Genomic DNA, 26,827 nt, shown 5'->3' with positions numbered 1-26,827 from the left:
GATCATGACAGCGGACTGCCGAATCGACTTCTATATTGTCGACAGCCAGGCGGAGCAGGCCGCCGAGGCGGTGGCCTGCAGCCTGATCGACAAGGCCTGGTCGCGCGGCCATCGGGTGCTTGTACGCAGTCGGGACGATGCACAGCAGGCCCGTCTCGATCGCCTGCTGTGGACCTTTCGCCAGGAAAGCTTCCTGCCCCATGCCACGGCCACCTCCGGCATCGATGCGCCCATCCTGATCGCCGGCGCCGAGGACACGGTGACCACCGGCTTCGAGGTGCTGGTCAATCTCGACGATGCACCAGCCGCGGATCTCGCCAGCTGGAAGCGTATCGCCGAGATCAGCAGCCGTGAACCGCAGCGCCTGGCGCGAACCCGGGATCGGTTTCGGCATTACCGTAGCCAGGGCGTCGAGCCGGCCAACCACAAGGTGCAGTCGCCGGCATGAGCAGGCGCCAGACGGATGTCCCGACCCTGACCCGGATCGCCTGCCCCGGCGAGGAACTGCGTGACCACGGGCTCTGGTTGCCACTGCGGGATGCCCCGGGCGAATCCGCTGACGGGCAGGCACGGAATCCGGACTGGTCCCGAGCCATGCCGTATGAATTGCACCATCGCTCGGCGGCGCTGCGTGATCGGGTGCAGGCACGGATTGACCAGGCCCTGAAGACGTTTTTCGAAACCCGTAAAAACCCGCGACCACGTCGATACTGACGCAGCGTCCGGAGCGTTCCGGCCACCGTTCTCACCGCCGGGGCGCTGAGTTGTATACTTTGCGGCCCTTTTTTATTGGCATTGCGTTCAACCCGCGCCCCGGCGCCGGAGGATGACGCCCGGATCGGAACAGGCAGTTCATGGAGAAGACCTACAACCCCGGCAGTATCGAACAGCACTGGTACCGGCAATGGGAAGCCGATGGCTGCTTCGCTCCCAGCGGCGCCGGCGAACCGTTCTGCATCATGATCCCGCCGCCCAATGTCACGGGCACGCTGCACATGGGACATGCGTTCCAGGACACCATCATGGACATCCTGAGCCGGTATCACCGGATGCGGGGTGACAACACCCTGTGGCAGCCCGGCACCGATCACGCCGGCATCGCCACACAGATGGTGGTCGAGCGGCAGCTCAATGCCGAGGGCAAGACCCGGCATGACCTGGGACGCGAGGCGTTCATCGACCGGGTCTGGCAATGGAAGGCCGAATCCGGCGGCACGATCCAGAATCAGCTTCGCCGCATGGGCGCCTCGGTGGACTGGTCGCGGGAACGCTTCACGATGGACGATGGCCTGTCCGAGGCGGTGCGCGAGACCTTCGTACGCCTGCATGAGGAGGGACTGATCTACCGCGGCAAGCGCCTAGTCAACTGGGATCCGGTGCTGCACACCGCTGTCTCCGACCTGGAGGTGGTGTCGGAGGAGGAATACGGCCACCTCTGGCACATGCGCTACCCGCTGACCGACGGCAGCGGCCACCTGGTGGTGGCCACGACCCGCCCGGAGACCATGCTCGGCGACACCGCGGTGGCGGTGCACCCGGAGGATGCGCGGTATCGGGAGCTGGTCGGCAAGACGCTGCGGCTGCCGCTGACCGACCGCGAGATCCCGGTGATCGCCGATGACTACGTCGATCCCGAGTTCGGCTCCGGCTGCGTCAAGATCACCCCGGCGCATGACTTCAATGACTACGCGATGGGTCAGCGCCACGATCTGCCGATGATCAATATCCTGACCGTGGACGCCGCGCTCAATGACGCGGTGCCCGCGGCCTACCGTGGCCTGGACCGTTACGAGGCACGCAAGCGGATTGTCGCCGAACTGGAATCCCAGGGCCTGCTGGAGCGGATTGACGACCACAAGCTCATGGTGCCCCGCGGCGATCGCTCGGGCGCCGTGGTCGAGCCATACCTGACCGATCAGTGGTTCGTGCGCACCGCGCCGCTGGCCGAGCCGGCAATTCGCGCGGTGGAAGATGGCCACGTCCGCTTCGTGCCGGACAACTGGAAGAACACCTACTTCGACTGGATGCGCAGGATCGAGGACTGGTGCATCTCACGCCAGATCTGGTGGGGTCACCGCATCCCGGCCTGGTATGACACCGAGGGCAACATCTTCGTCGCCCGCAGCGAGGCGGAAGCCCTCGCCCAGGCACGCGAGCACCATGGCCGCGATGTGCCGCTGCAGCAGGATGCCGATGTGCTGGACACCTGGTTCTCCTCCGCCCTATGGCCCTTCTCGACCCTGGGCTGGCCCGAGGATACCGAGGCGCTGCGCACCTTCTATCCGACCAGCGTGCTGGTCACCGGCTTCGACATCATTTTCTTCTGGGTCGCGCGGATGATCATGATGGGCATGCACTTCATGGATGGCGAGGTGCCGTTCCGCGAGATCTATATCCACGGCTTGGTGCGTGACGGCGATGGCCAGAAGATGTCCAAGTCCAAGGGCAATGTGCTGGACCCGATCGACATCATCGACGGCATCGACCTGGAAACCCTGGTACAGAAACGCACCGCCGGTCTGATGCAGCCGCGGATGGCAAAACGCATCGAGCAGGCCACGCGCAAGCATTTCCCGGACGGCATCGCCGCGCACGGCACCGATGCCCTGCGTTTCACCTTCGCGTCGCTGGCCACCACCGGCCGCGACGTGGTGCTGGACATGGGCCGCGTCGACGGCTACCGCAACTTCTGCAACAAGCTGTGGAACGCCTCGCGCTTCGTGCTGATGAACACCGAAGGCGAGGACTGCGGCCAGGATGGGGACGACTGCGCGCTGAGCGTCGCCGACCGCTGGATCATCTCCAGGCTGCAGGCCGTCGAGGAAACCGTCGAACGACAGATTAACGGCTACCGCTTCGACCTGGCCTCGCAGGCCCTGTACGACTTCGTCTGGAGCGAGTACTGCGACTGGTACCTGGAACTGGCCAAGCCGGTGCTCAACGGTGCCGACGACGCCGCAGCACTGCGCGGCACGCGGCGCACGCTGGTGCGGGTGCTGGAGACGATTCTGCGCCTGGCGCATCCGTTCATGCCGTTCATCACCGAGGAAATCTGGCAACGGATCGCACCACTGGCCGGGGTCCGCGGCAGCAGCATCAGCCTGCAACCGTTTCCGCAGGCCGAGGCTTCACGACAGGATGCGGAGGCCGAGGCCGACGTGGCCTGGATCCAGACCTTCATCCTCGGCCTGCGCCGGATTCGCGGCGAGATGGACATCGCCCCGGGCAAGCCGCTGCCGGTGCTGCTGCAGAACGGCGACGACAGCGATCGCCAGCGTCTGTCCCGGTACCGGCTGTTCCTGGAACGACTGGCGCGCCTTGAGTCCATCACCTGGCTGGAGCCGAAGGACGAGGCGCCGGAATCGGCCATCGCCCTGGTCGGCGAGATGCAACTGCTGCTGCCGATGGCGGGCCTGATCGACAAGGAGGCCGAACTCAAGCGCCTGGGCAAGGATCTGGAGCGCGCCAGCGGTGACCTGCAGCGGGCCAAACAAAAGCTGGCGAACCAGAACTTCATCGACAAGGCGCCCGCCGCGGTGGTCGACAAGGAACGGGCCCGCCTCGGTGAGTTCAAGGCCACACTGGAAAAGCTGCAGGCCCAGTACGAAAAGATTGAGCGGCTGTAAGACTGAATCGTTCTCGGAGCCTCATGGCCACCCAGCCGAAAACCACTCGCAGCCTTCTGCGTATTCCTAGTCCAGGCCTGCACTGCTCAGGACCAGCCGGACGATCAGCACCAGGAGCAGAATGAACGCCACGGTGAAGATCGTGCCGGCAATGATGTAGGGCAGCGGCCGGCCGTACTTGAAGTCGCGCTCCCGCGCCTTCTGGCTTTGGACGCCGAAGGCAGCAGCGAGTGTGCTTTGGATAACGGCAAGAACACCCGGACGTTTCGTCTCGTCCTGGTCCTGCCGCGGTCCGTCCCCCCGCCCCTTCGATATCTTCGCAAACATCTCGGAATCCCCACTCATCGGAATAGTCAGCCTACCGGCGATGCTCACGATCCACGGTGGCCCCGGGACTCGGAGCCGGGCTGCCGCAGTGTGCGGGCCATGATCAGCCCGTCCTCGCGACGACCGCCGGGCAGCGGGTAGTAGCCGGGTCTTAGACCGACTTCATGGAAGCCGTTCTCCGTGTATAACCGCACCGCCGCCACATTCGATGGCCGCACCTCGAGAAACAGGCTGTCGACACCGCAGCGCACGGCCACGGATAGCGCATGAACCAGCAGACGTCGTCCGACGCCCGAGCGACGCACATCGGCACCGACACACAGATTGAGAATATGCGCCTCGCCAGCCGCCGTGGACATGATCAGAAACCCCCGCAGACGTGCGTCCCGTTCCGCTACCCAGCAGGCATAGCCGGCACCCAGGCAATCCCGGAAAATCGACTCGGACCACGGAAAGCCATAACTTTCCTGCTCGATCCGCAGGACTGCCGCAAGGTCCGAATCGGTCATCAGGCGGACATCTATCATGTCCGGTTCGCGCGATACCGCACTCATGTCCGCTCACCCAGGCGGTCGCGGATCCGGCAAAGGTCGCGCCAGGCCTTCGCCTTGTCTTCGGGGCGCCGCAGCAGATAGGCCGGGTGGTAGGTTACCAGCAGCGGCACCTGTAACGGCCCCAGTTGGTGCCAGCGCTCGCGCATGGCCTTCAGCGGCGCACCGGATTCCAGCAGGGACTGGGCAGCAACCTTGCCCAGCGCCAGGATGACCCGCGGCTGCAGGTGCCGGATCTGGGCCTCGAGATACGGCATGCAGGAACGGACTTCCTCGGGCTTGGGATCGCGGTTGTTCGGCGGCCGGCACTTCAGCACGTTGGCAATGAACACGCGCTGCCGGTCCAGGTCGATGGCCCGCAGCATGTTGTCCAGCAGCTTCCCGGCGGCGCCGACGAAAGGCTCGCCCCGCCGATCTTCCTCGGCTCCCGGCGCCTCGCCGATTAGCAACAGATCCGCGCTCGGTGAACCGACACCGAACACCGTCTGCCGGCGGCTCTCGCACAGATCGCAGAGTCGGCAGCCGCTGACGCGCTGCTGCAGGGCGGTCCAGTCATCGGCCTGCTCGTCGGGCAGCCCACGATCCGGTTCCCCGGCTACCACCCGAGCGCCCGGGGCAGCGGGCGCCGCAGCCGGATCACGTTGGCGCCACAGGTCGATGCCCATACGCCGTAGATACAGGGCCTGTCGCGCGGACACGGTCATGCCTGCCAGCCTGCCCCCTGCCACCAGGTCGGGATGAAATCCGCCATCCGGAAACCTATTGCTGTGCCCGCCGCCGACGCAGCGCCAGCCGATGCCGACGCCGGCTGGCAATGGTCATGGCCGGTCCGGAGACCGCGTAAACAAGAAACGCGGCGAACAACACCACCGGCGGGTAAAGCGACAGGAAGGCCACGGCCAGCACCAGCGCGACGATCACGACGAACGGCACCCGGTAGCGGAAATCGAACTCCTTGAAGCTGTAGTACCGGACATTACTGACCATCAGCAGCCCGGTGCACAGGGTCACCAGGATGACGAAGGCGCTGGCACTGTATCCGGCGCTGACGCCGAGATGCTCGCCCAGCCAGACCAGGCTGGCGAGCCCCGCCGCTGCAGCCGGGCTCGGCAAGCCCTGGAAATAGCGTTTGTCCGCCACGCCCGCCTGGGTGTTGAAGCGGGCCAGGCGCAGTGCTGCGCAGGCAGCGAAGGTGAATGCCGCAATCCAGCCCAGCTGATTCCAGATGCCGCCCAGGCTGTCCATGTCGCCCAACATCCACTGGTGCACCACCAGCGCCGGTGCCAGGCCGAAACAGACCATGTCGGACAGGCTGTCGTACTGCACGCCGAAGTCACTCTGGGTGTTCGTCAGGCGCGCGACACGCCCATCCAGGCTGTCCATCACCATGGCAATGAAAATGGCGATGGCGGCAAGACGGAAATCCTGGTTGATGCCCGCGATCATTGCGTAGAAACCGAAGAACAGGCCCAGCGTGGTCAGCAGATTCGGTAGCAGGTAGATCCCACGGCGCGGCTTTCGCCCCGTGGGCGACGCATCATCTTGCATGGCTGTCGCAATCTTCAAGGCTGCCCTAGTGGCTGCACAAAGTAGCACAGCAGCCCGGCCCACGGCATGTCGTTCTCCATGAAAAAAGCCGCTGGCCGAGAGGCCAGCGGCTTCCAGAAAACACTGGTTGAAGCCGCGCTAACTCAGTTGCGGCTCTTGTCGACCAGCTGCTTCTTGCGGATCCACGGCATCATGTCGCGCAGCTTCTCGCCAACGACCTCGATGTCATGTTCGCTGCTGAGGCGACGACGCGCCTTCAGCGTAGGGGCGCCGGCGGCATTCTCAAGGATGAAGTTGCGCGCGAAGGTGCCGTTCTGGACATCTTCGAGGATGCCCTTCATGGCTTCGCGGGACTGCTCGTTGATGACCCGGGGGCCGCTGACGAAATCACCGTACTCGGCGGTGTTCGACACCGAATAACGCATGTTGGCGATGCCGCCCTCGTAGATCAGGTCGACGATCAGCTTGACCTCATGCAGGCACTCGAAATAGGCCATCTCCGGGCTGTAACCGGCTTCGGTCAGGGTCTCGAACCCGGCCTGGATCAGCGAGGTGATGCCACCGCAGAGAACCGCCTGCTCACCGAACAGATCGGTTTCGGTCTCTTCACGGAACGTGGTCTCGATGATGCCTGCACGGCCACCACCGTTGGCCGAGGCGTAGGACAGCGCCACTTCCTTGGCCTGACCGGAGCTGTTCTGGTGGATGGCGATCAGGGTCGGCACACCGCCACCCTCGGTGTAGGTGGAGCGAACCAGATGCCCCGGGCCCTTGGGCGCAATCATGATCACGTCCAGGTCCGCACGCGGCTCGATCTGGCCGTAGTGAATGTTGAAGCCGTGGGCGAAGGCGATGGTCGCGCCCTGCTTCAGGTTCGGTTCGATCTGGTCACGGTACATCCGCGCCTGATGCTCATCCGGCGTCAGGATCATGACCAGGTCGGCCTGGGCCACAGCATCCTCGACGGTCGCGACCTCGAGACCGGCATTGCGCGCCTTGTCGGCCGATGCCGAACCCTCGCGCAGCCCGACCACCACCGAGGCGCCAGATTCCTTCAGGTTGTTGGCATGGGCGTGCCCCTGGGATCCGTAACCGAGGATCGCCACCTTGCGCTGCTGGATAATGGAGAGATCCGCGTCCTTATCGTAATAGACTTTCATGTTGCCCCCGTTCAATGGATGACCCGGGAAACGCAGCGCGCCCCGATGTCCTTAAAGATGAAACGATTGCCGACCGCGTCGATCCGCCCGCGGTCGCTACGGCGTCGAGCCTTCGCTCAGATCCGCATGTGCTTTTCGCCACGGGTGATGCCGATCACCCCGGAGCGCACGACCTCGAGAATCGCGGTCTGGCCCAGCGCCTCGAGAAAAGCATCCAGCTTGCTACTGATACCGGTCAGTTCGATGGTATAGATCCGATCGGTGACATCGAGGATGCGGCCACGGAAGATGTCGCTCAGCCGCTTGATCTCTTCCCGCATGTCGCCAGTGGCGGCCGACACCTTCACCAGCATCATCTCGCGCTCGATGTGCGCACCCTCGGTCATGTCCATGACCTTGACCACGTCCAGCAGCTTGTTCAGTTGCTTGATGATCTGCTCGATGATCCGATCATTGCCGACCGTCACCAGGGTCATCCGCGACAGGGTCGGATCGTCGGTGGGTGCGACGGTCAGGGATTCGATATTGTAGCCACGGGCCGTGAACAGCCCGGCGATACGGGAGAGCGCGCCGAACTCGTTCTCGACGAGTATGGAAATGATATGCCGCATAGCGAGAAGACCGTCCGGTGCCCCGCCAGGGGCCAGTGGAATCGCGACCCAATCAGCAACCCGGGCGCGCGCGTGCCGATTTCGTGATGCCATCGAGCGTCGCGGCCATCGGAGTTATGCTGTGCTACGGATCGCCGAAAGGCTGCAAAACTACTCAGGAATACCCACGAGGTCAAGAATCAGGCCATAGCCGACAACGACCTCACAACCGCCGGGGAACACCGTATGCAAAGGTGTCTGACAATTCTTGCCGCTCTGCTCCTGTTGGTCAGCGGGAGCGTCAACGCCGCCACCATTTACAAGTGGACCGGTAGCGACGGCAGCACGCATTACGGCCAGTTGCCGCCCGAGGGCGTGGAGGCGGTGCCCCTGGAAACGGAATCCGGGCCCGCCCGTGACGGGCCCGTCGAGCAGCCCGAGCCGGATGACGCAGCGGATGAACAGGCAGCCGAGACCGAGCCAGCGGCCGAGGAAGAGACCGCTGACGATGCCGGGCAGACCAGCCGCCAGCAGATTGATGAAGCCTGCGTGGCCTACCAGGAAAACCTTGCGGTCCTGGAGGACCCTGCGGTGCGTCGCATTCAGGTGGGAGACGATGAAGTCGTCGTGCTGGATGAGGAAGAGCGCAGCCGCCGGATCGCCGAGACCCGCGCATTCATTGATGACTGGTGCGAATGACCGGGCAGTTCGGGTAGGCTCAGCCCGGCGCAGAAGCAACAACAAGGAAAACCGAAACCATGCGATTGTCCCGTTTCCCGCTCGCCACGACCAAGGAGACACCCGCCGACGCAGAGATCATCAGCCACCAACTCATGCTGCGGGCCGGTATGATCCGGCGCCTCGCATCGGGCCTTTACACCTGGATGCCGCTGGGGCTGCGGGTATTGCGCAAGGTCGAGGCCATCGTCCGCGAGGAGATGGATCGCAGCGGTGCGGTGGAATTGCTGATGCCCGGGGTGCAACCCGCGGAACTGTGGCAGGAGTCAGGGCGCTGGGAGCAGTTCGGTCCCGAGTTGCTGCGAATGCAGGACCGGCACGAGCGGGATTTCTGCCTTGGCCCCACCCATGAAGAGGTGATCACCGATCTGGCACGACGCGAACTGCGCAGCTACAAGCAGCTGCCGGTCAATTTCTACCAGATTCAGACCAAGTTCCGGGACGAGGTACGACCGCGGTTTGGCGTCATGCGCGCCCGCGAATTCCTGATGAAGGACGCCTACTCGTTCCATCTGGATGCGGATTGCCTGGCGCGGACCTATCAGGTGATGTTCGATACCTACACCCGCATTTTCGAGCGGACCGGACTGCACTTCCGCGCCGTGCATGCCGATACCGGCAGCATCGGCGGCACCGCCTCGCATGAATTCCATGTGCTGGCGGATTCGGGTGAGGACGCGATCGCATTCTCCGACAGCGGCGACTACGCGGCCAATGTCGAGTTGGCGGAAGCCGCCGCGCCGCAGCTGGCGCGGCCGGCGCCGGCAGAGGAGATGCGCCGGGTCGACACACCTGGCGTGAAGACCATCGATGATCTGGTGCGGGACCACGACCTGCCGATCGAACGGACCGTGAAAACGCTGATCGTACACGGCAGTGAACAGCCGCTGGTGGCGCTGATCGTGCGCGGCGACCACGGCCTGAACGCGCTGAAGGCGGAGAAACTGCCATTGGTGGCCGCACCGCTGACCATGGCGGAAGACGCGGAAATCCGCGCCGCCATCGGCGCCGGCGCCGGCTCGCTGGGGCCTGTTGCGCTGCCGCTGCCGTGCGTCGTGGATCGCAGCGTTGCCGTACTTGCCGATTTCGCCGCAGGCGCCAACCAGGATGAACAGCATCTGTTCGGCATCAACTGGGATCGCGATGTGCCGCTGCCGGAAATCGCTGACCTGCGGGACGTCGTCGCCGGTGACCCCAGCCCGGATGGAACAGGCCAGCTTGCTATCGCGCGCGGCATCGAGGTGGGTCATGTGTTCCAGCTTGGCAGCAAGTACAGCGAGGCGATGGGGGCCACGGTGCTGGACGAAAATGGTCGCAGCGTGGCCATGCCGATGGGCTGCTACGGTATCGGCGTGTCCCGGATCGTGGCTGCGGCCATCGAACAGAATCACGACCAGAAGGGGATTGCCTGGCCCGCGCCGATCGCGCCGTTCGAGGTCGCCATCGTGTCAATCAACCTGCAGAAATCGGACGCGGTACGAGACGCTTCGGAGACGCTCTACCATGTATTGCGCGAGGCCGGCATTGATGCATGCTGGGATGATCGCGACCTGCGTCCCGGCGTCAAATTCGCCGATATCGAGCTGATCGGCATCCCGCATCGCATCGTGATCGGCGACCGCGGCCTCGAAAACGGCCATGTTGAATATCGCCAACGTCAGGCCGAGACATCCGAGGACTGGCCGCTGGAACGCGTTCTGGATCGCCTTCAGGAGCGACTTGCGCGATGAATCCCCGAATCTGCCTGGTCGTTCTGCTGCTCGGCATCCTGCTCCCGGGGTCGGCGACGGCCTATTCGGCGCAGCAGCAGACCAGCGAGCGTCTCTACCAGGCGATGCGGGATATCATTGCGGCCAGTCGCGACGGCGGCGATCACCGGCAGCCCGATGCCGAATGGCTGGCCGAGATGTCGGAGCGTCTGCGCAACAGGGTCCCCGAGTCCGATTACCGCGAAGCCATGCTGCAGGCGCTCTACCAGGAGGCGCGATTGGCGAACCTGGAACCGGAGCTGGTACTCGCGGTAATCGAGGTGGAAAGCAATTTCGACCGCTTCGCGTTATCCCATGCCGGCGCCAGGGGGCTGATGCAGGTGATGCCCTTCTGGCTGGAAACTCTGGGCAATGGCACCGACAACCTGTTCCGTGTGCGCACCAATCTACGCTTCGGTTGCACCATCCTCCGACATTACCTGGACCTGGAAAACGGCAACCTGACCCGCGCCCTCGCCCGCTATAACGGCAGCCTGGGGCAAACCTGGTATCCAGATCGGGTGTACCAGTCCCTGGCCGAACGCTGGCATCCCTGATCAGCCGACGCCAGGCTGTCGCCTATTCCTGCGGCGCCGGCTGCCCGGGCGCATGCAGCAAATCGCCATCGGCATCCAGTGCTGGATAGGAGTACCCGCGCCGCAGACAGAGCCGCGCCATGCGCGGGTGCAGCCATTCGAACAACAGGCGCTCGCAGGTCGCCGAATCCAGCCGTCGGCAATCAAACAGCCCGGCCTGAAGCCGCTGACGCTGTGCCTCGTAAAGAATGACTGCGGCCGCCACCGAGACATTCAGCGAGTCGGTCAGGCCCAGCATCGGAATGGTGACCACCTCGTCCGCCTGCGCCAGGCCTTCGTCCGGGACCCCCTCCAGCTCGGCCCCGAGCATCAAGGCGAACGGCCGCGTGTAGTCGAGTTCGCGGAAATCCCGGGCCCCGGGCGCCAGCGCCGTGGCGACGATGCGCAGGCCTGCCTGCCGAAGGCTGCGGCAACCGTCTGCAATCCGCGGGTTGTGATGCAGCCGGACCCGCTGCCCGACGCCGGCATGCGCCGTGCGCTTGAGTGCCGGTACCGACTGCGTGCCGAAGCCATGGACCTCCAACACACCGACCGCATCAGCGGTACGCAGCACCGCGGAAACATTGTGTTCCTTGTGGACCCCCGCCATGATCACGGTCATGTCGGGCTGACGGTGATCCAGCACCGCCTGCATCCTGCACAGTCGTTCCCGACTCACCATCCCACCTTCCCGCAATTGAGACGCGACACGCATGATACAGCGACTTCTGCTTGCCGGCTGCGGCAAGCTTGCCACCCAACTCGGACTTCGTCGGGCCGCCGCTGGCGACCGGGTTTTCGGCCTGCGGCGGCAGGCATCGTTGTTGCCTGAGCCGATTGAACCGCTGAGCGCGGATCTGGCGGACCCGGCATCCCTGCGCGCTTCGCTGCCGGCGGATCTGGACGCGGTGGTGTTTACGGCAACGCCCGGCACCTTTACCGATGCCGCCTATGAACAGGCCTACGTCCGTGGATTCGGCAATCTGCTGCAGTCGCTGGAAAACGCCGGTCAAAGCCCGGCCCGGGTGATATTCGTGTCCAGCACCTCGGTCTATGGGGATACCGGCGGGGCGTGGGTGGACGAGACCAGCGCGACGCAACCGCAGGCCTTTTCCGGCCGACGGCTGCTGCAGGCAGAGTCATTGTTGCGTCCCCTGGGAGACCGGGGCGTGATCCTGCGGCTGGGCGGGATTTACGGGCTGGGGCGGGAACGGCTGCTGAAACGCGTACGCGAAGGCCGGCCGGTAGTGGCCGACCCCCCCACGTACACCAACCGCATTCACCAGAGCGATTGCATCGCGGTGCTGGACCATCTGCTCACACTGCCCCAAGCGGCGCCGATCTACCTTGGTGTCGACGACAGGCCGTCACCGATGCATGAAGTGCTGGATTGGCTTGCGGACGAGATGGGGCTCCCGCGCCTGCCGCGACAGTGCGGAGCACCCGGCGATCAAAGGGGCAGCAACAAGCGTTGCTGCAATCGCCGCCTGCGAGGCTCCGGGTTCAGCTTCCGCTATCCGGATTTTCGCGCCGGCTACCGGGCCATGCTAGACCAGGGCCACGCCGGCCCCAATCTGTGAACTGGACAGCGTTGATTACCGGCGAGGCGGACGGTTGGTATAAAGCTGCCCTTCCCGCTTCGAGAAGTAGGCAGCGAGATCCCTCAGATCCTGGTCCGACAGGTGGTCCACCTGCTGCTGCATGATCGCGTTGTCACGGCTCCCGGTCTTGTAGTCGCGGAGCGCCTGCAGCAGGTATTCACCATGCTGGCCGTAGAGCCGGGGCCATTCCGGGTTGTTGTTGGTGGCATCCGCCGAGTGGCAGGCCATGCAGGCCAGCGACAGGTCTTCACCACGTTCGATATCGCCGCGCTCGATCGCGGCCGCGCTCCCGGCCATGCACAGGCCGGCCAGCGCCAACATTGCAGTAGAAAGTTTCATCATGATCAATCTCTCGGCTAAGCGGCCCGATCAGTCGTCGTCGCCGGCAAAGTAGGCGGCAAGATCGCGCAGATCCTGATCGGAGAGGCTGCGAACCTGCGCCTGCATCGTCGCGTGTTCGCGCTGGCCTTCCCTGTAGGCCACCAATGACTGGTACAGATACAGCTCGTTCTGACCGCCGAGCATCGGCACGCGGTAGGACGGGTAGCTGTTGCGCGCCGACTCCACGGCATGACAGCCCATGCAGGACCAGGCGAGGCTTTCGCCACGGACCGCATCTCCCTCCTCGGCCTGGAGTGCACCGGAAGCCAGTAGAGCGCCTGAGATTGACGCCAATACGATACTCTTCAGTCTCATCACGTTCTCTCGCTGCTGCGTTGGTATCAGGCCGAGTCAGGCCGCAGCACTGGCCTAGACCGGCTTATTGACTCGCAAGCCTTGGGAGCAAGTCGATACGAAATTTTCAGGGCGTTATGGTTCCACGGATCGCCACGCCGGTAAAGACCATACCGTCCCGGTTACCCCGGTTGGCCTGTCAGGCGATCCGAAAGCCCTTTTCAGGTTGCGATGGTGCCGAAACCTCACGAACCTCCTCGACCCGGGCCTGGGATGTTCCACGCTGCAACCAGTCGTGTAATTGCTCCAGCGCCTCGGCCGGTCCGAAAGCCGTCACTTCCACGCGGCCGTCATCCAGGTTGCGGGCCACACCATCAAGCCCCAGCGACACAGCCTGCTCGCGGGTGCCGGCTCGGAACCAGACGCCCTGGACGCGGCCTGAAATGAGGAATCGGCGGCATTGAACACGCATCGATCTGGACCCGGCGACAAAAAACTTCAGAATGGCGGCTTCTAAGAAAACGCTGATTTATTCCCGCGTCTGCGCCCGAGGCCGGTTTTGGTCATCTGGCAAGGCGCGGTGCCGGTTCGGTAGTTTGAGCTACCGGGCCGGTGACGCAACACAGCCAGGGGCCAAAACCGGCCGGGCCACAGGCAAGCGAATCCGACGGTCACGCGGCGGCGTGCGACGGCGCATGCTTGCCTCCGGTAGGGCCGCATTTTTCCCGATTGCTGCGTTGCGCTGCTTGACCGCAGAATGACTGCGGCGCTGCGCAGCGCGCCTTGCCTCGGAAAAAATGCGGACTCCTACGCAGGCGTGCGAATAATTCAGCGTTTCCGTAAGCCGAGGTGCAATGATGCAATGGAAAATCTACCACAACCCACGCTGCTCGAAATCCCGCCAGGCGTTGCAGATCCTGCGCGACCGCGGCATCGAGCCGCAGATCATCGAGTACCTGAAGAACCCTCCGAGTGCCACCGAGGTGCTTGAGCTGATGGGCAAGGTCCCCGGGCCGACAAGGGACCTGCTGCGCACCGGCGACACCGCATTCCGGGAATCGGGCATTGACCCGGATTCCGCGGATACCGCAGCGCTTGCCGAGGCGGTAAGCCGCGAACCACGGCTGCTGCAACGTCCGATCGTGGTCCATGGTCAGCGTGCCGTGGTCGCCCGCCCACCGGAAGCACTGCAGTCCCTGCTGGAGGCGGAATCGTGAGTTGTCGAATCCTGGTGCTGTATTACAGTCGGACCGGCGCCACCCGGCATCTGGCGGAACAGATCGCCCGCGGTGTGGAAACGGTCGACGCGGCCCAGGCCATCTTGCGCTCGCTGCCACCGGTTTCCACCGTCTGCGAAGCAACCGCGCCGGCAGTGCCGGATGACGGGGCACCGTACGCGGCAATTGACGAACTGGCCGCCTGCGACGGTCTCGCGCTGGGTAGCCCGACCCGGTTCGGCAATATGGCGGCACCGGTCAAGCACTTCCTCGACCAAACCGGCAGCCTGTGGCTGTCCGCGGGACTGGCCGGCCGGCCGGCCTGTGCCTTCACCTCCACGGGATCCCTGCACGGCGGCCAGGAAAGCACCCTGCTGAGCATGCAACTGCCGCTGCTGCACCACGGCATGCTGGTGCTGGGGCTGCCCTACTCGGAACCGGCCCTGGCCGCCACCCGCAGTGGCGGTACGCCGTACGGAGCAAGCCATTTCGCGGGCAGCGAGGGCAAGGAACCCCATACCGAACACGAGGACGCACTCTGCCGTGCACTGGGGCGACGCCTGGCCGAGGTGGCCTGCGCGCTGAAGGCGGTTCGCCAATGACCCGGCTCTTGCATGGAATGATGCTGCTCGGCCTGCTCGGCCTGCTGTCCCTGCAGACGGCCTGGCTCACATGGCTGGCGCCCCCCCCGGAAGGCCTGACCGCACCCATGTTGCTGCTGCTCGGTGGACCACTACTGCTGCCGCTACGCGGTCTGCTGGCGGCAAGGCGTTACACCGCAGCCTGGTGCAGCCTGCTGGCCTTGCTGTATTTCGCCCATGGCGTCGCCGCGATGGGCACACCGGGAACACTGCGCATGTTGGGTGGGATCGAGGTACTCCTGAGCCTGCTGCTGTTCGCCAGCTGCCTGTTGTATGTGCGCGCCACGCGGTCCCGGGTTCAGGACAGGCCCAGCACCTGACGGACAAACGGAATGGTCAGCCGCCTCTGCGCTGCGAGTGCGGCCCGATCCAGCGTCTCCAGGAGGCCGAACAGGCTGTGACAATCACGTGGAAACCGGTTCAACAGGAAGCGGCCGACTTCGCTCGGCAACTCCAGGCCACGCTGCCGCGCCCGGTTCTGCAGGGCCGCAAGCAGGGCGTCTTCATCAAGAGGCTGCAGCCGGTAGACCAGCCCCCATTGCAGGCGGGACGTCAGATCCGGCATCAGCAGACCGAGCGCCGAAGGTGCTTGCCGGGCGGCCAACACCAGGCGACCGCCGCGCGCCCTGATGCCGTTAAACAGGTGGAATACCGCCTCTTCCCAAGCACCGTGGCCGGCGATTGCCTGCAGATCATCCAGCGCGACCAGCGTCATGGCATCCAGTCCCTCCAGCAACGCCGGCGACAGTTCGCTGGCCGCAGCGAGCGGCACATAGCTGCTGGTGCCGCCGGCCAGTTCCCGGCAAGCGGCCTGCAGAAGGTGCGTCTTGCCGGTGCCGGCGGCGCCATAGATCACCAGCGACTCGCTGTCCGAACCAAGTTCACCCCGCAACGCGGCCAGCGCATCCGAATTCGCGCCAGCAACGAACTGCTCAAGCGTGGCTTCCGGCTCCCAGCCGATTCTGAGGGCAAGTTGGCGTAGTTGATCCGCGTTGGACGAGGGCATGCAGGGTATCCGGGCGGGGGCGTTGCGTCGGAGTGTAACCGGCGCGCCGGCGGCCGTCATGCCCGGCGCAGGCCAAATCTGCTACCCTCCTCCGCCGAATTTCGCGCGGCATAGCAAACGATTTGCTTTCGAAATTGTCATCTCGGCCATGCGCGTCTGACCATAAACCATCGACAAAACGAGGAAACCGCATGAAGCAACGCCACATTCTGCAGAGCCTGATGCTGCTGCTCTTGCTGGCATCGGTAGGCAAGGTCTCGGCCGATGTCCTTGTCCTGGACAACGGCGACCGGATCACCGGCACGTTCATCAAGGCCGATGGCAGCACCGTGGAATTTCGCCCGGAGCAGGCAAGCGACTCGGTGAATATCCGCTGGGATCGCGTGGTCGGCCTGGAAACCGACCGCACCCTTTACGTCCGGCTTGAGGACGGCAGCAAGCTCGTGGGCCAGGCGGTGGAAAGCGATGACGGCCGGCTGCGACTCATGAGTGGCCAATTGGCAGAACCCGCCAGCGTCGAATTCAGCGCCATCGAGGGCGCCAATACCAGTCCGACACCGGCCGTGCGCACCAGCGGCAATATCGCGTTCGGCGGCAGCCTGACCCGCGGCAACACGCGCACCGAGGCCTACAACATCAACGCTGATTTCGAGGCACGCACCGATGTCAATCGTCTGCGCCTGTTCGCCGAGGGCGCCCGCGCCAAGGAAGATGGCGATCTGTCGCGCGAAAGCGCGCGCGGCGGCATGCGGTACGACCACTTCGTCAGCAAACGGCTATACCTCAACAGCAACCTGAGCCTGGCCACCGATCGCTTTCGTGATCTGAAACTGCGGACCATCGTCGGTGCCGGTCTCGGTTATCAGTTCTTCGACACGCCGCAACGGGTGCTGTCCGCCGAACTCGGCCTCTCCTACGTCAACGAGGAGTTTCGCGAGGCCAGCAACGAGAGTCGCGCCGCAGGCCGCTGGGCAGTGGACTACCAGGAACGCCTGCTCGGTAGCCGACTGCGCTTCTTCCACAATCAGGAAGGTTTCCAGGGGCTGGAAGAGTCGCGGGATCTGCTGGTCCTGACCCGTACCGGGCTGCGCTTTCCGCTGGTGCTGGGGATGACCGGCACCGCCCAGGTCAATGTCGATTACGACCGGGATCCACCGGCCGGCAACACCACCACCGACACCGCCTATCTGTTGACCGTTGGCTACAGCTGGTAGGTCGCGCGATAAAGCCCCGGCCATCAAACACGGCCGGGGCTTATTAGGGGTTGAAAACGGGCCGCACCGCGGCTGCGGCGCGGCCGTCACCGGAGCCTGAACCGCAGATCTGGGCGCTGCTCGCGCTCCGCCGGCATCCGGTCCTCGGCCACCTCTTCGCGCTCCAGCCGCCGGACATCGGCCAGCTCCCGCGCCAGACCGTCACGGTCAAGGCTGGTGCTGACCCGGAACTCCACGCTGTCCGCATTCACCTGATCCGGCTCGACGCGACCGACACCGCGACGACCCTCGATGGCGCGCTGGACCCAGGCATAATCGCTGAGGCTTCCTATTCCCCGCACCTGAACCCGGTAGATATCCGCCTCCGCACCAACACCGACGGCGGCCAGCTCACGGGTCATCCGACGAGCCATAGCGGCAATGCCTGAATCCACGACCTCGGCCGGCGTCTCTCCCTGGACGCTGAGTTCCTGCGTATCGCCGTTGCGAAACAGGATCCACCGTCCCTGCCAGGCACTGCCGCGCTGGTCCAGCCGGCCAACGATGACCGTGTCCGCCTCGTAGCGGGCCGAGGCCTCCAGGATGGGCTCGCGGAACCCTCCCCAGAGGTCGGAGGAATCCATGGCCCGCTGGTCTTCAAGATCCATCAGCGGCAGCGTCAACGGCAGGCCGTGACGTTCGCCGGCCCGACGCAGGGCCTGCTGTCCATCCACCAGCACATCACCGCCGGCAATCTGGCGTTCTCCCCGATGCTCGACCACCAGCCAGCTGACGGCGGGTCGCCGATCAGCGCCGGCCCAGACGGGAATGCCAGCCTCCTGCATCGCCTCTTCCAGCATCTCGCCGTCAAAGCGCAGCCGCAGCCGCTCGCGCTGCTCGCCGTCGCGCTCCACCGGCTCGCCATAATCGAACTGCTGCAGGTAACGGGAGGACTCACCGATGATCGAGGACGCACCCGAGGCGGAGGCGGCATCCTCGCGTCCGGACAACCGTTCCATCAACTCGGCCAGGCCCTGCCGGACCCCCTGCTGGCGGGCTTCCTCGGACTGGTCCTCGACCAGAACTTCCACCTGATACAGGCCGTTTGCCATCGCGGTGGGCGCCAAAACGGCCAGGGCAATGAGCCCCAGCCAGACCCTGATCTTCCGCATTTACACTACCCTCCGCCGTGTGCAGCAAGGCCGCTTTCGGGAATGCCGCCCTGTCCGGTACTATACGTGCCCGCTCGCGCGCCGCGGCGGGGGGAAGCGCCCGGCCTGGCGGACCGGCGCTCCATCACCCGGATACTCACACAGCCATGCTGTGCTCCGCCAGCACACGGGGGTTCCGTTGAGCGATTCAAGCCAGTCCCGCAACGGCGGTCTGACCTATCGCGGCGCCGGTGTCGACATCGACGCCGGCAACGCCCTGGTCGAGCGCATCAAGCCGTTCGTCAAACGCACCCACCGCCCGGAGGTGATGGGCGGGCTAGGCGGCTTCGGCGGCCTGTTCCGGCTGCCCGTAGGCCGCTACCGCAGCCCGATACTGGTGTCCGGTACCGACGGGGTTGGCACCAAACTCAAACTGGCGATCGAAACCGGCCGGCACGATGGCATCGGCGTCGACCTGGTCGCCATGTGCGTCAACGATATTCTGGTTTGCGGCGCCGAACCGCTGTTTTTCCTGGACTACTACGCCACCGGCCAGCTGGACGTGGACGTCGCCGCCAGCGTCGTGCAGGGCATTGCCCGCGGCTGCGAGCAGGCCGGCGCCGCACTGATCGGCGGTGAAACCGCTGAGATGCCCGGCATGTACAGCGAGGGCCATTACGACCTGGCCGGCTTCTGCGTCGGCGTGGTCGATGAGGACGATCTGATTGACGGCTCGCGGGTCAGCGCCGGCGACGCCCTGATCGGCATTGCATCCAGCGGCCCCCACTCCAATGGGTATTCACTGATTCGTCGCGTGCTCGACCATAGCGGCGCGTCTCTGGATCAGCATGTGGATGATCGGCCACTGGCCGATGCCCTGATGGCGCCAACCCGCATTTACGTGCGCGCGGTGCAGACACTGCTGGACCGCGTCAGCGTAAACGCGATGGCGCACATCACCGGCGGCGGTCTGCCCGAGAACCTGCCGCGCGTGCTACCTGAGAACATGGCGGCGGAGCTCCACCTCAGCAGCTGGCATCAGCCGGCCGTGTTCCGGTGGCTGCAGGCGGCCGGCAACATCAGCGATGCGGAGATGCTGCGCACCTTCAACTGCGGTGTCGGCATGGTGCTCTGCGTGTCGCAGGATGAAGTCGACGCCGCCATTCGCAGCCTGCACGAATCCGGCGAGTCGGCCTGGCAGATCGGCCGCATCGTCAAGGCGCAGGACCGGCAACCGCGCGTCCGCATGCTGAGCGCGGACTGAAGCCGACGCAGCGATGCGTGCAGTCGTCCTGATTTCGGGCCGCGGCAGCAACCTGCAGGCCCTGCTTGCCGCCCAGCGCGGCGGCGAACTCGGCGTCAAGATCGTCGGCGTGATCAGCAGCCGCGATGACGCCCCTGGTCTGCGCCGTGCTGCGGCCGCCGGTTGCCGGGTCGCCGTGGTCGACGCCACCCGTTATCCGGGCCGCGCGGCGTTCGATGCCGCACTGAGCGAACAGATCGACGCCTGGCAGGCCGACCTGGTGCTGCTCGCCGGGTTTCTGCGGATCTTCACCGATGATTTCGTGATCCGCTATCAGAACCGCATGCTGAACATTCATCCCTCACTGCTGCCGGCACTGCGCGGCCTGCACACACACCGACGGGCAATCGCCGAAGGCCACACGGAACACGGCTGCAGTGTGCATGCGGTAACGCCGGAACTCGATGGCGGGCCGGTCATTCTGCAGGCGCGGGTGGCGGTGCGGGCCGAAGATGACGAACAGACGCTGGCGGAGCGGGTGCTACGCCAGGAACACCGGATCTACCCCCATGTGGTGCGCTGGTTCGCCGACGGCCGGCTGCAACTGAATCCCGATTCGGTGATCCTGGACGGCAAACCATTGGCCAGGCCGCTCCAGGTTCGCGCCGGGGACCCACTGCCCGACTGAAACGGTCTCAGGAGCGGGGCAATGTCACCCCGCGCTGGCCCATGTACTTCCCGGCCCGGTCCTTGTAGGACGTTTCACAGACCTCGTCGGACTCGAAGAACAGCATCTGGGCAACACCCTCGTTGGCGTAGATCTTTGCCGGCAACGGCGTGGTGTTGGAGAACTCCAGCGTCACATGGCCTTCCCATTCCGGCTCCAGCGGCGTGACGTTGACGATGATTCCACATCGGGCGTAGGTGGACTTGCCCAGGCAGACCGTCAGCACGCTGCGCGGAATCCGGAAGTACTCCACGGTGCTGGCCAGCGCGAAGGAATTGGGCGGGATGATGCAGACGTCATTCTGCACGTCGACGAAACTGTTCTCGTCGAAGTTCTTCGGATCCACCACCGCCGAATTGATATTGGTGAAGATCTTGAACTCCCGAGAGCAGCGCACATCGTAGCCATAGCTCGACGTACCGTAGGAAATGATCCGGCCCTGGTCGGTCTCCCGGACCTGTCCGGGTTCGAACGGCTCGATCATGCCTTCCTGCTCCGCCATGCGGCGAATCCAGCGATCCGATTTGATGCTCATCTGCCCCGGTCCACCCCTGCGTTGTTCGCCGAAAAGCCGGGATTCTACAGACCAATCAGCGCAATACACAGCCTGATCGACGGTTTCTCCCGCCGCAGGTCCGCCCCGGGCTGGACGGCCCGCCATGGCACGCGGCACGATAGCCGACCGCATCCCGCGCACACGACGGCAGCAATCGATCGAGGTCCCCGCCATGAGCCAGATCGGCACCCCAATGACCGACACCGCGACCCGAGTGCTGCTTCTTGGCAGCGGCGAGCTGGGCAAGGAAGTGGCCATCGAACTGCAGCGGCTCGGCGTCGAGGTCATCGCTGCCGACCGCTACGCGGACGCGCCGGCCATGCAAGTCTCGCACCGCTGCCATGTGGTCTCGATGCTGGACGGCGAGGCGCTGCGACGCGTGGTCGAACAGGAGCGGCCGCACCTGATCGTGCCCGAGGTGGAGGCCATCGCCACGGCAACGCTGATCGAGCTTGAAGCCGAGGGATACCGCGTTATCCCGACGGCGCGGGCGACACGGCTGACCATGGACCGGGAAGGGATCCGGCGACTGGCCGCCGAGGAGCTCGGCTTGCCGACCTCGCCGTATCGCTTTGCCGAAACCGTGACCGACTATGAGGCGGCGGTGAGCGAGATCGGCCTGCCCTGCCTGGTCAAACCGGTGATGAGTTCCTCGGGCAAGGGCCAGTCGCTGGTCCGGGACCCCGAAGATATCGAGCCGGCCTGGCGCTATGCGCAGGAAGGCGGTCGCAGTGGTGCCGGCCGCGTCATCGTCGAGGGTTTCGTGGATTTCGACTATGAAATCACGCTGCTGACCGTGCGTCATGTCGGTGGCACCAGCTTCTGCGAGCCGATCGGGCATCGACAGGAGGACGGCGATTACCGCGAGTCCTGGCAGCCCCAGGCAATGAGCGACGGTGCACGCCGCGAAGCGGAACGGATCGCCCGCGCCGTGACCGACAACCTCGGCGGCTACGGCCTGTTCGGTGTCGAGCTGTTCATCAAGGGAGACCAGGTCTGGTTCAGCGAAGTCTCGCCACGGCCGCATGACACGGGACTGGTTACCCTGCTGTCACAGGATCTTTCGGAATTCGCCCTGCATGCCCGCGCGATACTCGGGTTGCCGGTGCCGGTCATCCGCCAGCACGGTGCCAGCGCGTCCTGCGTGATTCTGGTCGAGGGGGATTCCGACAGCGCCGTATTTTCCGGGCTGGAGCAGGCCCTGCAGGCGCCCGACACGGAACTGCGCCTGTTCGGCAAGCCCGAGGTCCGCGGGCGCCGACGCATGGGCGTTGTCATTGCCCGCGACGACAGCGTCGATGCCGCACGGAGCAAGGCCTGCGCGGCAGTCTCCGCCATCCAGGTCACGTTATGATGGGGGGGTCGGCATCCCCAGGGAGGCGAGCCGTCGATGGCCGAGACACCGCCGCGAAAACGACTACCGCCCAAACCCGAACCGCCGGACCCCGCGGACTGCTGCGGCGGCGGCTGCGATCCCTGCATCCTGGAACTTCATGACGAGCAACTCGAGCGCTGGGAGGAACGGGTGCAGCGGCTGCGAACGGCCGCCGCACGCGGTGAGATCACTCTGCTCGACGAATGAAATAACACTGGTGGATGCGCTGGTTACGGGCGAAATCCTTCGGGATCGACCAGGCCGTGCGATCCTCGACGGTCAGTCCTGACAACGCCTCCCGATCCAGTCGGAAGCGGCGACGATTGGTGGAAAAGATCAGCGTGCCGTCGGTGGCCAGGCGTGCCATCGCAGCCCGGATCAGGTCCACATGGTCGCGCTGGATGTCCAGCGTCCCGTCCATACGCTTGGAGTTGGAGAAGCTGGGCGGGTCCAGGAAAATCAGGTCGTATTCACCCTGATCCTGTTGCAGCCAGTCCCGACAGTCGGCACGAATGATCTCGTGCGCCGGCGTCGCCATGCCGTTCAGTTCCAGGTTGCGCTGCAACCAGTCCAGGTAGGTCCGCGACATGTCCACGCTGACGCTGCGGCTGGCGCCGCCAACTGCAGCGTGTACCGTCGCGGCGCCGGTGTAACAGAACAGGTTCAGCAGGCGCTTGCCATTGGCCTGCCCACCCAGCCAGTGCCTGACCGGGCGGTGGTCCAGGAACAGGCCGGTATCCAGGTAGTCGGTCAGGTTCACCAGCAGGCGGCAGTTGCCTTCGGTGACCTCGAGCCAGCGCCCTTCACTGGCCTGGCGCCGATACTGGCTGTCACCGCGCTGCCGGCTGCGAACCTTGTAGACCAGACGCTGGGCCGGCACATCAAGCGCGCCGGGTAACGCGGCCAGTGCCGCCCGCAAACGGGTCTGCGACTGGCGCGCGTCCACGGTCGATGGTGCCTGGTATTCCTGCACGTGCAACCAGTCGCCGCCACGGCTGCCGTACACATCCACCGCCAGCGCGAATTCCGGGATATCGGCATCGTAGAGCCGGTAGTTGGTCACTCCATGCCGCTTCAACCAGCTGGACAATTGTCGGCGATTCTTGCGCAGGCGGTTGACCAGCGGTTCAGCGGCGGCGTTCTGCTCCGAGCCGCCCTCGTCCGCGATCAGGAACCGTTCCAGACGACAGCGGATCGGCCCGTTGAAGACCTTCCAGGAGCGATCCGGCCGCAGGCCGATCTCCGCCTCGGCACCAGTCAGCAACACCGCCTGCCAACCAGCAAAACGGCTGCGCAGTACGTCGCCGATACGGGCGTACAGGGGCACCAGTTCGCGGTTCTGCGCCAGACGCTCGCCGTAGGGCGGATTCATCGCGACCAGACCGGGGCGATGCCGTTCGGACGGTGCCAGTTCATCCAACTCCCGGCGCTCCACATGCACATGACCGGCGAGTCCCGCCCGGCGCACATTGTCCAGCGCCTGCCGCACCGCGCGCGGATCGTGATCCGTGGCAACCAGCACCGGCAGCCGCTGCATGCCCTGTTCCTGGCGCTCCAGGGCCTCGTCCAGCAGGCCCTTCCAGCAGGTGTCGTCGTGCTGACGCCAGCCATGCAGGCCGTAACGCACCCGCAGCAGGCCCGGGGCCACATCGGCCGCCATCCAGGCCGCTTCGATGGCCAGCGTCCCGGAGCCGCAAAACGGATCGTAGAAACTGCCTCCCGCCGCGGCGATCGCCGGCCAGTCGCCGCGCACCAATACGGCCGCTGCCAGATTCTCCTTGAGCGGCGCCGCCGTCCCCGGTTCGCGGTATCCCCGCCGGTGCAGGCTGTCACCCGACAAATCCAGTGAGATGGTGCCCTGCTCACCGGCCAGGTGCAGGTGCAGGCGGCAGTCCGGCGTCTCCAGGTTCACGGTCGGCCGGGAACCGGCAGCCTCGCGTATCTGGTCGACGATGGCGTCCTTTGCCTTCTGCGCCGCAAAGCGGCTATGACCGATGGCCGGGCGAACGCCGGTAACGTCAATCGCCAGACTGCCGTCGGCCGCCAGATGCTCGAGCCAGGTCACCGTCCGGAGCCCCTGGTACAGGGCCTCCGGATCCGGCGCGGGAAAGGTTGCCAGGGGCAACAGCACACGATTGCCGATACGCGACCAGAGGCAAACCCGGTAGGCCTGCTCCAGCGTCAGGGAACAGCTGACACCGCCGCGTTGCTGCCGGGGCTCGGCGATACCGAGCTGGCGCAGCTCGTCAGACAGCAACGGCTCCAGTCCTGCCGGGGCCGTGACAAAAATTTCATGGCTTGCGTGCAATGGCTCGCGATTCCGTAAGTAAAACGGCCGGTCGTCGGCAGTGACCGGCCGCGCTGGAGAATCATGCTGTCGGGCAGGCTATCTCGGATCCATGACCGCATCCCAGTCCCGCCGGATGCTGGCTGCATCGGGCTCCACATCCGGATCATCCTGGTAGACGGCGGCACCCGATCCCGCAACGTACGCCGCCAGCGACTGGTTGACCAGCCGCTGCAATGCCGCCTGATACGCGGCCACCGCGACCCCCCGATCCTGCCGGTAGCGGCCGCTGAGCGAGCCGTCGTAATCGAGCTCCAGATTCACCTCGAAGCGGATGGAATCGCCCTCGCGGCTGCCGTGCCCGACCGTGTAGATGTACGCGGCATCATGGGCTGCCTGATACAAGGTTTCACCGTCCTGGTCGAGAATCCTGACCGTGTACTGGTCCCGGTCACCGGAACGATCCGTCCGCAATTCCAGGCTGATTTCGGCATCCGGCAACGGCCGATAGGTATCGACGATTTCCTGCAGGCCTCCATCGAAGACGGCACTGGGGTGGGGCTGCGCGAGCCCGGCGCGGTACCGCGACTCCATGACCAGCACGATCAGTACGATCAGCACCGCCACCGCCACGCCGATACCAATCCACATACTCCGCCGGATCGGACGCTCGAATTCCTCTGCCTCCGCCCGCGTCAGGGGGATATCCGGACGATCATCCTTGCTAGTCATTCGCGTACTCTCCCAATCGTCAATCAGTGTTCCCTTCAGAAAAGGGTGCCACAGTCCGGGGGACCTCACATCCGTGAGATCGGTTCACCCGGTGCCGCGAAGCCACCGCAAACCTCCTCGACCAGCGCCGCCGCGGCCAGCGTCAGCCTGTCACCGAATCGCGGCCCCACGACCTGGATGCCCACCGGCAAGCCGTTCCCGTCCTGACCTGCCGGCACCACGGTGGCGGGCAGGTAGGGCAGGCCGGCAAGCCCACACCATAACGATAGGTCAGAATAAGGCCGTTCCACACCAGCAACGGACACCAGCCGATCCAGGGGCGGACGGTCGAGGTCATGGGCGAACGCCGGCACCGGCGCCACCGGACACAGCAACACATCCCACTCGTCGAAGAATGCCTGCCAGCGCGCCGCGAGTTGCAGACGCTGCTCATGCAGCCGTTGCCAGCGACGATGGCTCATGGCGGCACTGCGATAGAACCGGACCCGGTCCGAATCATCGGCTCCGCTGCCGGGCAGTTGCCGCCCTTCGCGAATCTCGGCCTGGGTCAACCCACCACTCATGGCCGCAGCCAGCAGACTGTAGAACAACTCATGCGCGGCGCTGAGATCGACACTGGCCGGCCGCGCCGCCGAATCCACCCTGGCCCCGGCTTCAAGCAAGCTGCTTACCACCCGGTCAAGGCCCTCACGCACCCCGGCTGCCAGCGGAAAGCCGGCCTGCTCGGACCAGACCGCGATTCGCCAGTCGCCGGCGCGACGGGCCTCGGGTTGCGGCAGCGTCAATGACCAGGCTCGGCATTCCGGCTCGTCCGGGCCTGCCAACAGCTCGAGCGCCAGCGCCAGGTCTTCCACCGAACGCGCCATCGGACCGGCGACGGCAAGGTCCGTTCGCGCCAGGGTCCCGGGCGGCCCGGGTATATGGCCGCGCATCGGCACCAGGCCATGGGTCGGCTTGTGCCCACAAACACCGCAGAAATGCGCCGGCAACCGTATCGAACCACCGATATCGCTGCCCAGCTCCAACGGTGTCAGGGCGGCGGCCAGGGCCGCCGCCGAACCACCGGATGAGCCGCCGCTGGTGCGCTCCATATCCCAGGGGTTGTTGGTGCGGCCGAACAGCGGATTGTCACACTGCAGGTCGCCGGCCAGCTCGGCGGTGTTGGTCTTGCCCAGAACAATCGCGCCGGCCGCACGCAGCCTGGCCACGGCGACCGCATCCTCTGCCGGCATGTAATCCGCGTAATCGGGGCTCCCGGCCGTCGTCCGCAGCCCGGCGGTGGCGAAGGTGTCCTTGATGGTGATGGGCAGGCCATGCAGCGCGCCCCAGCGGCGGCCGCGGGCGCGGTCCGCGTCGGCTGCCCCCGCCCGGGCAAACGCCCGCTCCGCATCCAGCGTGACCACGGCATTCAGTGCCGGGTTGCGCTCCTCGATCCTTGCCAGCAGCTGCTGCACCAGTTCACGGGAACTGAACAGCCGGGATTCCAGTCCCTGCAGCAATCGCGTGGCGCTCCAGTGATGCATGTTCGGGCTCCTTGCCGACGACTCGGCTCAACGGCCG

The 26,827-nt window shown here is 65.3% G+C and carries 31 protein-coding genes; 15 read left to right on the top strand and 16 right to left on the bottom strand.

Annotation, left to right across the window (positions count from 1 at the left end; translation table 11 throughout):
- The first annotated feature begins 4 nt into the window (after positions 1-4).
- From M0534_RS07165 to M0534_RS07155, 3 genes are all read left to right on the top strand, one after another.
- Complete coding sequence (locus M0534_RS07165) at positions 5-448, top strand: DNA polymerase III subunit chi (RefSeq protein WP_248567726.1); 444 nt, start codon at positions 5-7, stop codon at positions 446-448.
- Positions 445-714: a hypothetical protein gene (locus M0534_RS07160; RefSeq protein ID WP_248567725.1), complete on the top strand. Its 270-nt coding sequence runs from the start codon at positions 445-447 to the stop codon at positions 712-714. The genes M0534_RS07165 and M0534_RS07160 overlap by 4 nt, the downstream gene beginning before the upstream one ends.
- A gap of 140 nt (positions 715-854) precedes the next feature.
- The gene (locus M0534_RS07155) at positions 855-3,626 is read left to right on the top strand and encodes a valine--tRNA ligase (protein WP_248567724.1); all 2,772 of its coding nucleotides are present in this window, start codon (positions 855-857) and stop codon (positions 3,624-3,626) included.
- A gap of 66 nt (positions 3,627-3,692) precedes the next feature.
- Here the strand turns inward: M0534_RS07155 and M0534_RS07150 are convergent, their stop codons facing one another.
- From M0534_RS07150 to ilvN, 6 genes are all read right to left on the bottom strand, one after another.
- The gene (locus M0534_RS07150) at positions 3,693-3,953 is read right to left on the bottom strand and encodes a DUF2970 domain-containing protein (RefSeq protein ID WP_248567723.1); all 261 of its coding nucleotides are present in this window, start codon (positions 3,951-3,953) and stop codon (positions 3,693-3,695) included.
- A 44-nt stretch (positions 3,954-3,997) separates the two neighbouring features.
- Positions 3,998-4,507 (bottom strand): ribosomal protein S18-alanine N-acetyltransferase, encoded by a 510-nt coding sequence (gene rimI / locus M0534_RS07145; protein WP_248567722.1) that lies wholly within the window; start codon positions 4,505-4,507, stop codon positions 3,998-4,000.
- On the bottom strand, positions 4,504-5,208 hold the full coding sequence (locus tag M0534_RS07140; protein ID WP_248567721.1) for a uracil-DNA glycosylase: 705 nt from the start codon (positions 5,206-5,208) through the stop codon (positions 4,504-4,506). Before M0534_RS07140 ends, rimI begins: the two co-directional genes overlap by 4 nt.
- 55 nt (positions 5,209-5,263) lie before the next feature.
- A complete protein-coding gene (gene pssA, locus M0534_RS07135; protein ID WP_248567720.1) occupies positions 5,264-6,052 on the bottom strand; it encodes a CDP-diacylglycerol--serine O-phosphatidyltransferase in 789 nt (262 codons plus the stop codon).
- Between the two features lie 143 nt (positions 6,053-6,195).
- On the bottom strand, positions 6,196-7,212 hold the full coding sequence (gene ilvC / locus M0534_RS07130; RefSeq protein WP_248567719.1) for a ketol-acid reductoisomerase: 1,017 nt from the start codon (positions 7,210-7,212) through the stop codon (positions 6,196-6,198).
- 116 nt (positions 7,213-7,328) lie between these two features.
- On the bottom strand, positions 7,329-7,823 hold the full coding sequence (gene ilvN / locus M0534_RS07125) for an acetolactate synthase small subunit (RefSeq protein ID WP_248567718.1): 495 nt from the start codon (positions 7,821-7,823) through the stop codon (positions 7,329-7,331).
- Positions 7,824-8,048: 225 nt separating this feature from the next.
- Between ilvN and M0534_RS07120 the strand changes: the two genes are divergently transcribed.
- Genes M0534_RS07120 through M0534_RS07110 form a run of 3 tightly spaced genes read left to right on the top strand, consistent with a single transcriptional unit; the run spans position 8,049 to position 10,845 of the window.
- The gene (locus M0534_RS07120) at positions 8,049-8,501 is read left to right on the top strand and encodes a DUF4124 domain-containing protein (protein ID WP_248567717.1); all 453 of its coding nucleotides are present in this window, start codon (positions 8,049-8,051) and stop codon (positions 8,499-8,501) included.
- A gap of 59 nt (positions 8,502-8,560) precedes the next feature.
- A complete protein-coding gene (locus tag M0534_RS07115; RefSeq protein WP_248567716.1) occupies positions 8,561-10,270 on the top strand; it encodes a proline--tRNA ligase in 1,710 nt (569 codons plus the stop codon).
- Positions 10,267-10,845 carry a lytic transglycosylase domain-containing protein gene (locus M0534_RS07110; RefSeq protein WP_248567715.1) on the top strand — a complete coding sequence of 193 codons (579 nt, stop codon included), beginning with the start codon at positions 10,267-10,269 and terminating at the stop codon, positions 10,843-10,845. Before M0534_RS07115 ends, M0534_RS07110 begins: the two co-directional genes overlap by 4 nt.
- A gap of 22 nt (positions 10,846-10,867) precedes the next feature.
- On the opposite strand, the gene trmH is transcribed toward M0534_RS07110, so the two are convergent.
- Positions 10,868-11,578, bottom strand: coding sequence for a tRNA (guanosine(18)-2'-O)-methyltransferase TrmH (gene trmH / locus M0534_RS07105; RefSeq protein ID WP_248567714.1), 711 nt, complete (start codon positions 11,576-11,578; stop codon positions 10,868-10,870).
- A gap of 1 nt (position 11,579) precedes the next feature.
- Between trmH and M0534_RS07100 the strand changes: the two genes are divergently transcribed.
- Positions 11,580-12,443, top strand: a complete 864-nt coding sequence (locus M0534_RS07100) for an SDR family oxidoreductase (protein WP_248567773.1) — start codon at positions 11,580-11,582, stop codon at positions 12,441-12,443.
- Between the two features lie 15 nt (positions 12,444-12,458).
- Here M0534_RS07100 and M0534_RS07095 read toward each other — a convergent pair whose 3' ends face one another.
- The 3 genes from M0534_RS07095 to M0534_RS07085 form a co-directional block, all read right to left on the bottom strand.
- Positions 12,459-12,806 carry a c-type cytochrome gene (locus M0534_RS07095; protein WP_248567713.1) on the bottom strand — a complete coding sequence of 116 codons (348 nt, stop codon included), beginning with the start codon at positions 12,804-12,806 and terminating at the stop codon, positions 12,459-12,461.
- A gap of 27 nt (positions 12,807-12,833) precedes the next feature.
- Positions 12,834-13,160: a c-type cytochrome gene (locus M0534_RS07090; protein ID WP_248567712.1), complete on the bottom strand. Its 327-nt coding sequence runs from the start codon at positions 13,158-13,160 to the stop codon at positions 12,834-12,836.
- A gap of 178 nt (positions 13,161-13,338) precedes the next feature.
- Entirely contained in the window at positions 13,339-13,611 is a 273-nt protein-coding gene (locus M0534_RS07085) for an acylphosphatase (protein WP_248567711.1), read from the bottom strand.
- Positions 13,612-13,993: 382 nt separating this feature from the next.
- Between M0534_RS07085 and arsC the strand changes: the two genes are divergently transcribed.
- The 3 genes from arsC to M0534_RS07070 are packed head-to-tail and all read left to right on the top strand — an operon-like array spanning position 13,994 to position 15,317.
- A complete protein-coding gene (gene arsC / locus M0534_RS07080) occupies positions 13,994-14,356 on the top strand; it encodes an arsenate reductase (glutaredoxin) (protein ID WP_248567710.1) in 363 nt (120 codons plus the stop codon).
- Positions 14,353-14,958 carry an NAD(P)H:quinone oxidoreductase gene (gene wrbA / locus M0534_RS07075; protein WP_428348491.1) on the top strand — a complete coding sequence of 202 codons (606 nt, stop codon included), beginning with the start codon at positions 14,353-14,355 and terminating at the stop codon, positions 14,956-14,958. The genes arsC and wrbA overlap by 4 nt, the downstream gene beginning before the upstream one ends.
- The gene (locus tag M0534_RS07070; protein ID WP_248567709.1) at positions 14,955-15,317 is read left to right on the top strand and encodes a DUF2069 domain-containing protein; all 363 of its coding nucleotides are present in this window, start codon (positions 14,955-14,957) and stop codon (positions 15,315-15,317) included. The genes wrbA and M0534_RS07070 overlap by 4 nt, the downstream gene beginning before the upstream one ends.
- On the opposite strand, the gene hda is transcribed toward M0534_RS07070, so the two are convergent.
- Complete coding sequence (gene hda / locus M0534_RS07065; RefSeq protein ID WP_248567708.1) at positions 15,296-16,003, bottom strand: DnaA regulatory inactivator Hda; 708 nt, start codon at positions 16,001-16,003, stop codon at positions 15,296-15,298. The genes M0534_RS07070 and hda overlap by 22 nt on opposite strands.
- Positions 16,004-16,194: 191 nt before the next feature.
- On the opposite strand from hda, the gene M0534_RS07060 reads away from it, so the two are divergent.
- Positions 16,195-17,217 carry a DUF481 domain-containing protein gene (locus tag M0534_RS07060; protein ID WP_248567707.1) on the top strand — a complete coding sequence of 341 codons (1,023 nt, stop codon included), beginning with the start codon at positions 16,195-16,197 and terminating at the stop codon, positions 17,215-17,217.
- A gap of 86 nt (positions 17,218-17,303) precedes the next feature.
- Here the strand turns inward: M0534_RS07060 and M0534_RS07055 are convergent, their stop codons facing one another.
- Positions 17,304-18,368: a DUF2066 domain-containing protein gene (locus M0534_RS07055; protein ID WP_248567706.1), complete on the bottom strand. Its 1,065-nt coding sequence runs from the start codon at positions 18,366-18,368 to the stop codon at positions 17,304-17,306.
- A 178-nt stretch (positions 18,369-18,546) separates the two neighbouring features.
- Here M0534_RS07055 and purM point away from each other — a divergent pair, with 178 nt between their 5' ends.
- A complete protein-coding gene (purM, locus tag M0534_RS07050; RefSeq protein WP_248567705.1) occupies positions 18,547-19,611 on the top strand; it encodes a phosphoribosylformylglycinamidine cyclo-ligase in 1,065 nt (354 codons plus the stop codon).
- Positions 19,612-19,624: 13 nt separating this feature from the next.
- A complete protein-coding gene (gene purN, locus M0534_RS07045; protein WP_248567704.1) occupies positions 19,625-20,278 on the top strand; it encodes a phosphoribosylglycinamide formyltransferase in 654 nt (217 codons plus the stop codon).
- A gap of 7 nt (positions 20,279-20,285) precedes the next feature.
- Here purN and dcd read toward each other — a convergent pair whose 3' ends face one another.
- Positions 20,286-20,852, bottom strand: coding sequence for a dCTP deaminase (gene dcd / locus M0534_RS07040; protein WP_248567703.1), 567 nt, complete (start codon positions 20,850-20,852; stop codon positions 20,286-20,288).
- 193 nt (positions 20,853-21,045) lie between these two features.
- On the opposite strand from dcd, the gene purT reads away from it, so the two are divergent.
- Both purT and M0534_RS07030 read left to right on the top strand, forming a co-directional pair.
- Entirely contained in the window at positions 21,046-22,227 is a 1,182-nt protein-coding gene (purT, locus tag M0534_RS07035; RefSeq protein WP_248567771.1) for a formate-dependent phosphoribosylglycinamide formyltransferase, read from the top strand.
- Between the two features lie 36 nt (positions 22,228-22,263).
- Positions 22,264-22,455, top strand: coding sequence for an oxidoreductase-like domain-containing protein (locus tag M0534_RS07030; protein WP_248567702.1), 192 nt, complete (start codon positions 22,264-22,266; stop codon positions 22,453-22,455).
- Here the strand turns inward: M0534_RS07030 and rlmKL are convergent.
- The 3 genes from rlmKL to M0534_RS07015 form a co-directional block, all read right to left on the bottom strand.
- On the bottom strand, positions 22,436-24,556 hold the full coding sequence (gene rlmKL, locus M0534_RS07025) for a bifunctional 23S rRNA (guanine(2069)-N(7))-methyltransferase RlmK/23S rRNA (guanine(2445)-N(2))-methyltransferase RlmL (RefSeq protein ID WP_428348486.1): 2,121 nt from the start codon (positions 24,554-24,556) through the stop codon (positions 22,436-22,438). The two genes, M0534_RS07030 and rlmKL, sit on opposite strands and share 20 nt — an antisense overlap.
- 78 nt (positions 24,557-24,634) lie before the next feature.
- Positions 24,635-25,267 carry a hypothetical protein gene (locus tag M0534_RS07020; protein WP_248567700.1) on the bottom strand — a complete coding sequence of 211 codons (633 nt, stop codon included), beginning with the start codon at positions 25,265-25,267 and terminating at the stop codon, positions 24,635-24,637.
- 65 nt (positions 25,268-25,332) lie between these two features.
- Positions 25,333-26,790, bottom strand: coding sequence for an amidase (locus tag M0534_RS07015; protein ID WP_248567699.1), 1,458 nt, complete (start codon positions 26,788-26,790; stop codon positions 25,333-25,335).
- Positions 26,791-26,827: the final 37 nt, after the last annotated feature.

The organism is Methylonatrum kenyense (genome assembly GCF_023195885.1).
In the GTDB taxonomy this organism is placed as follows: Bacteria; Pseudomonadota; Gammaproteobacteria; order Nitrococcales; family Aquisalimonadaceae; genus Methylonatrum; species Methylonatrum kenyense.
Note: the sequence above shows the minus strand (reverse complement) of the source record. Positions and strands in the feature narration are given on the sequence as shown.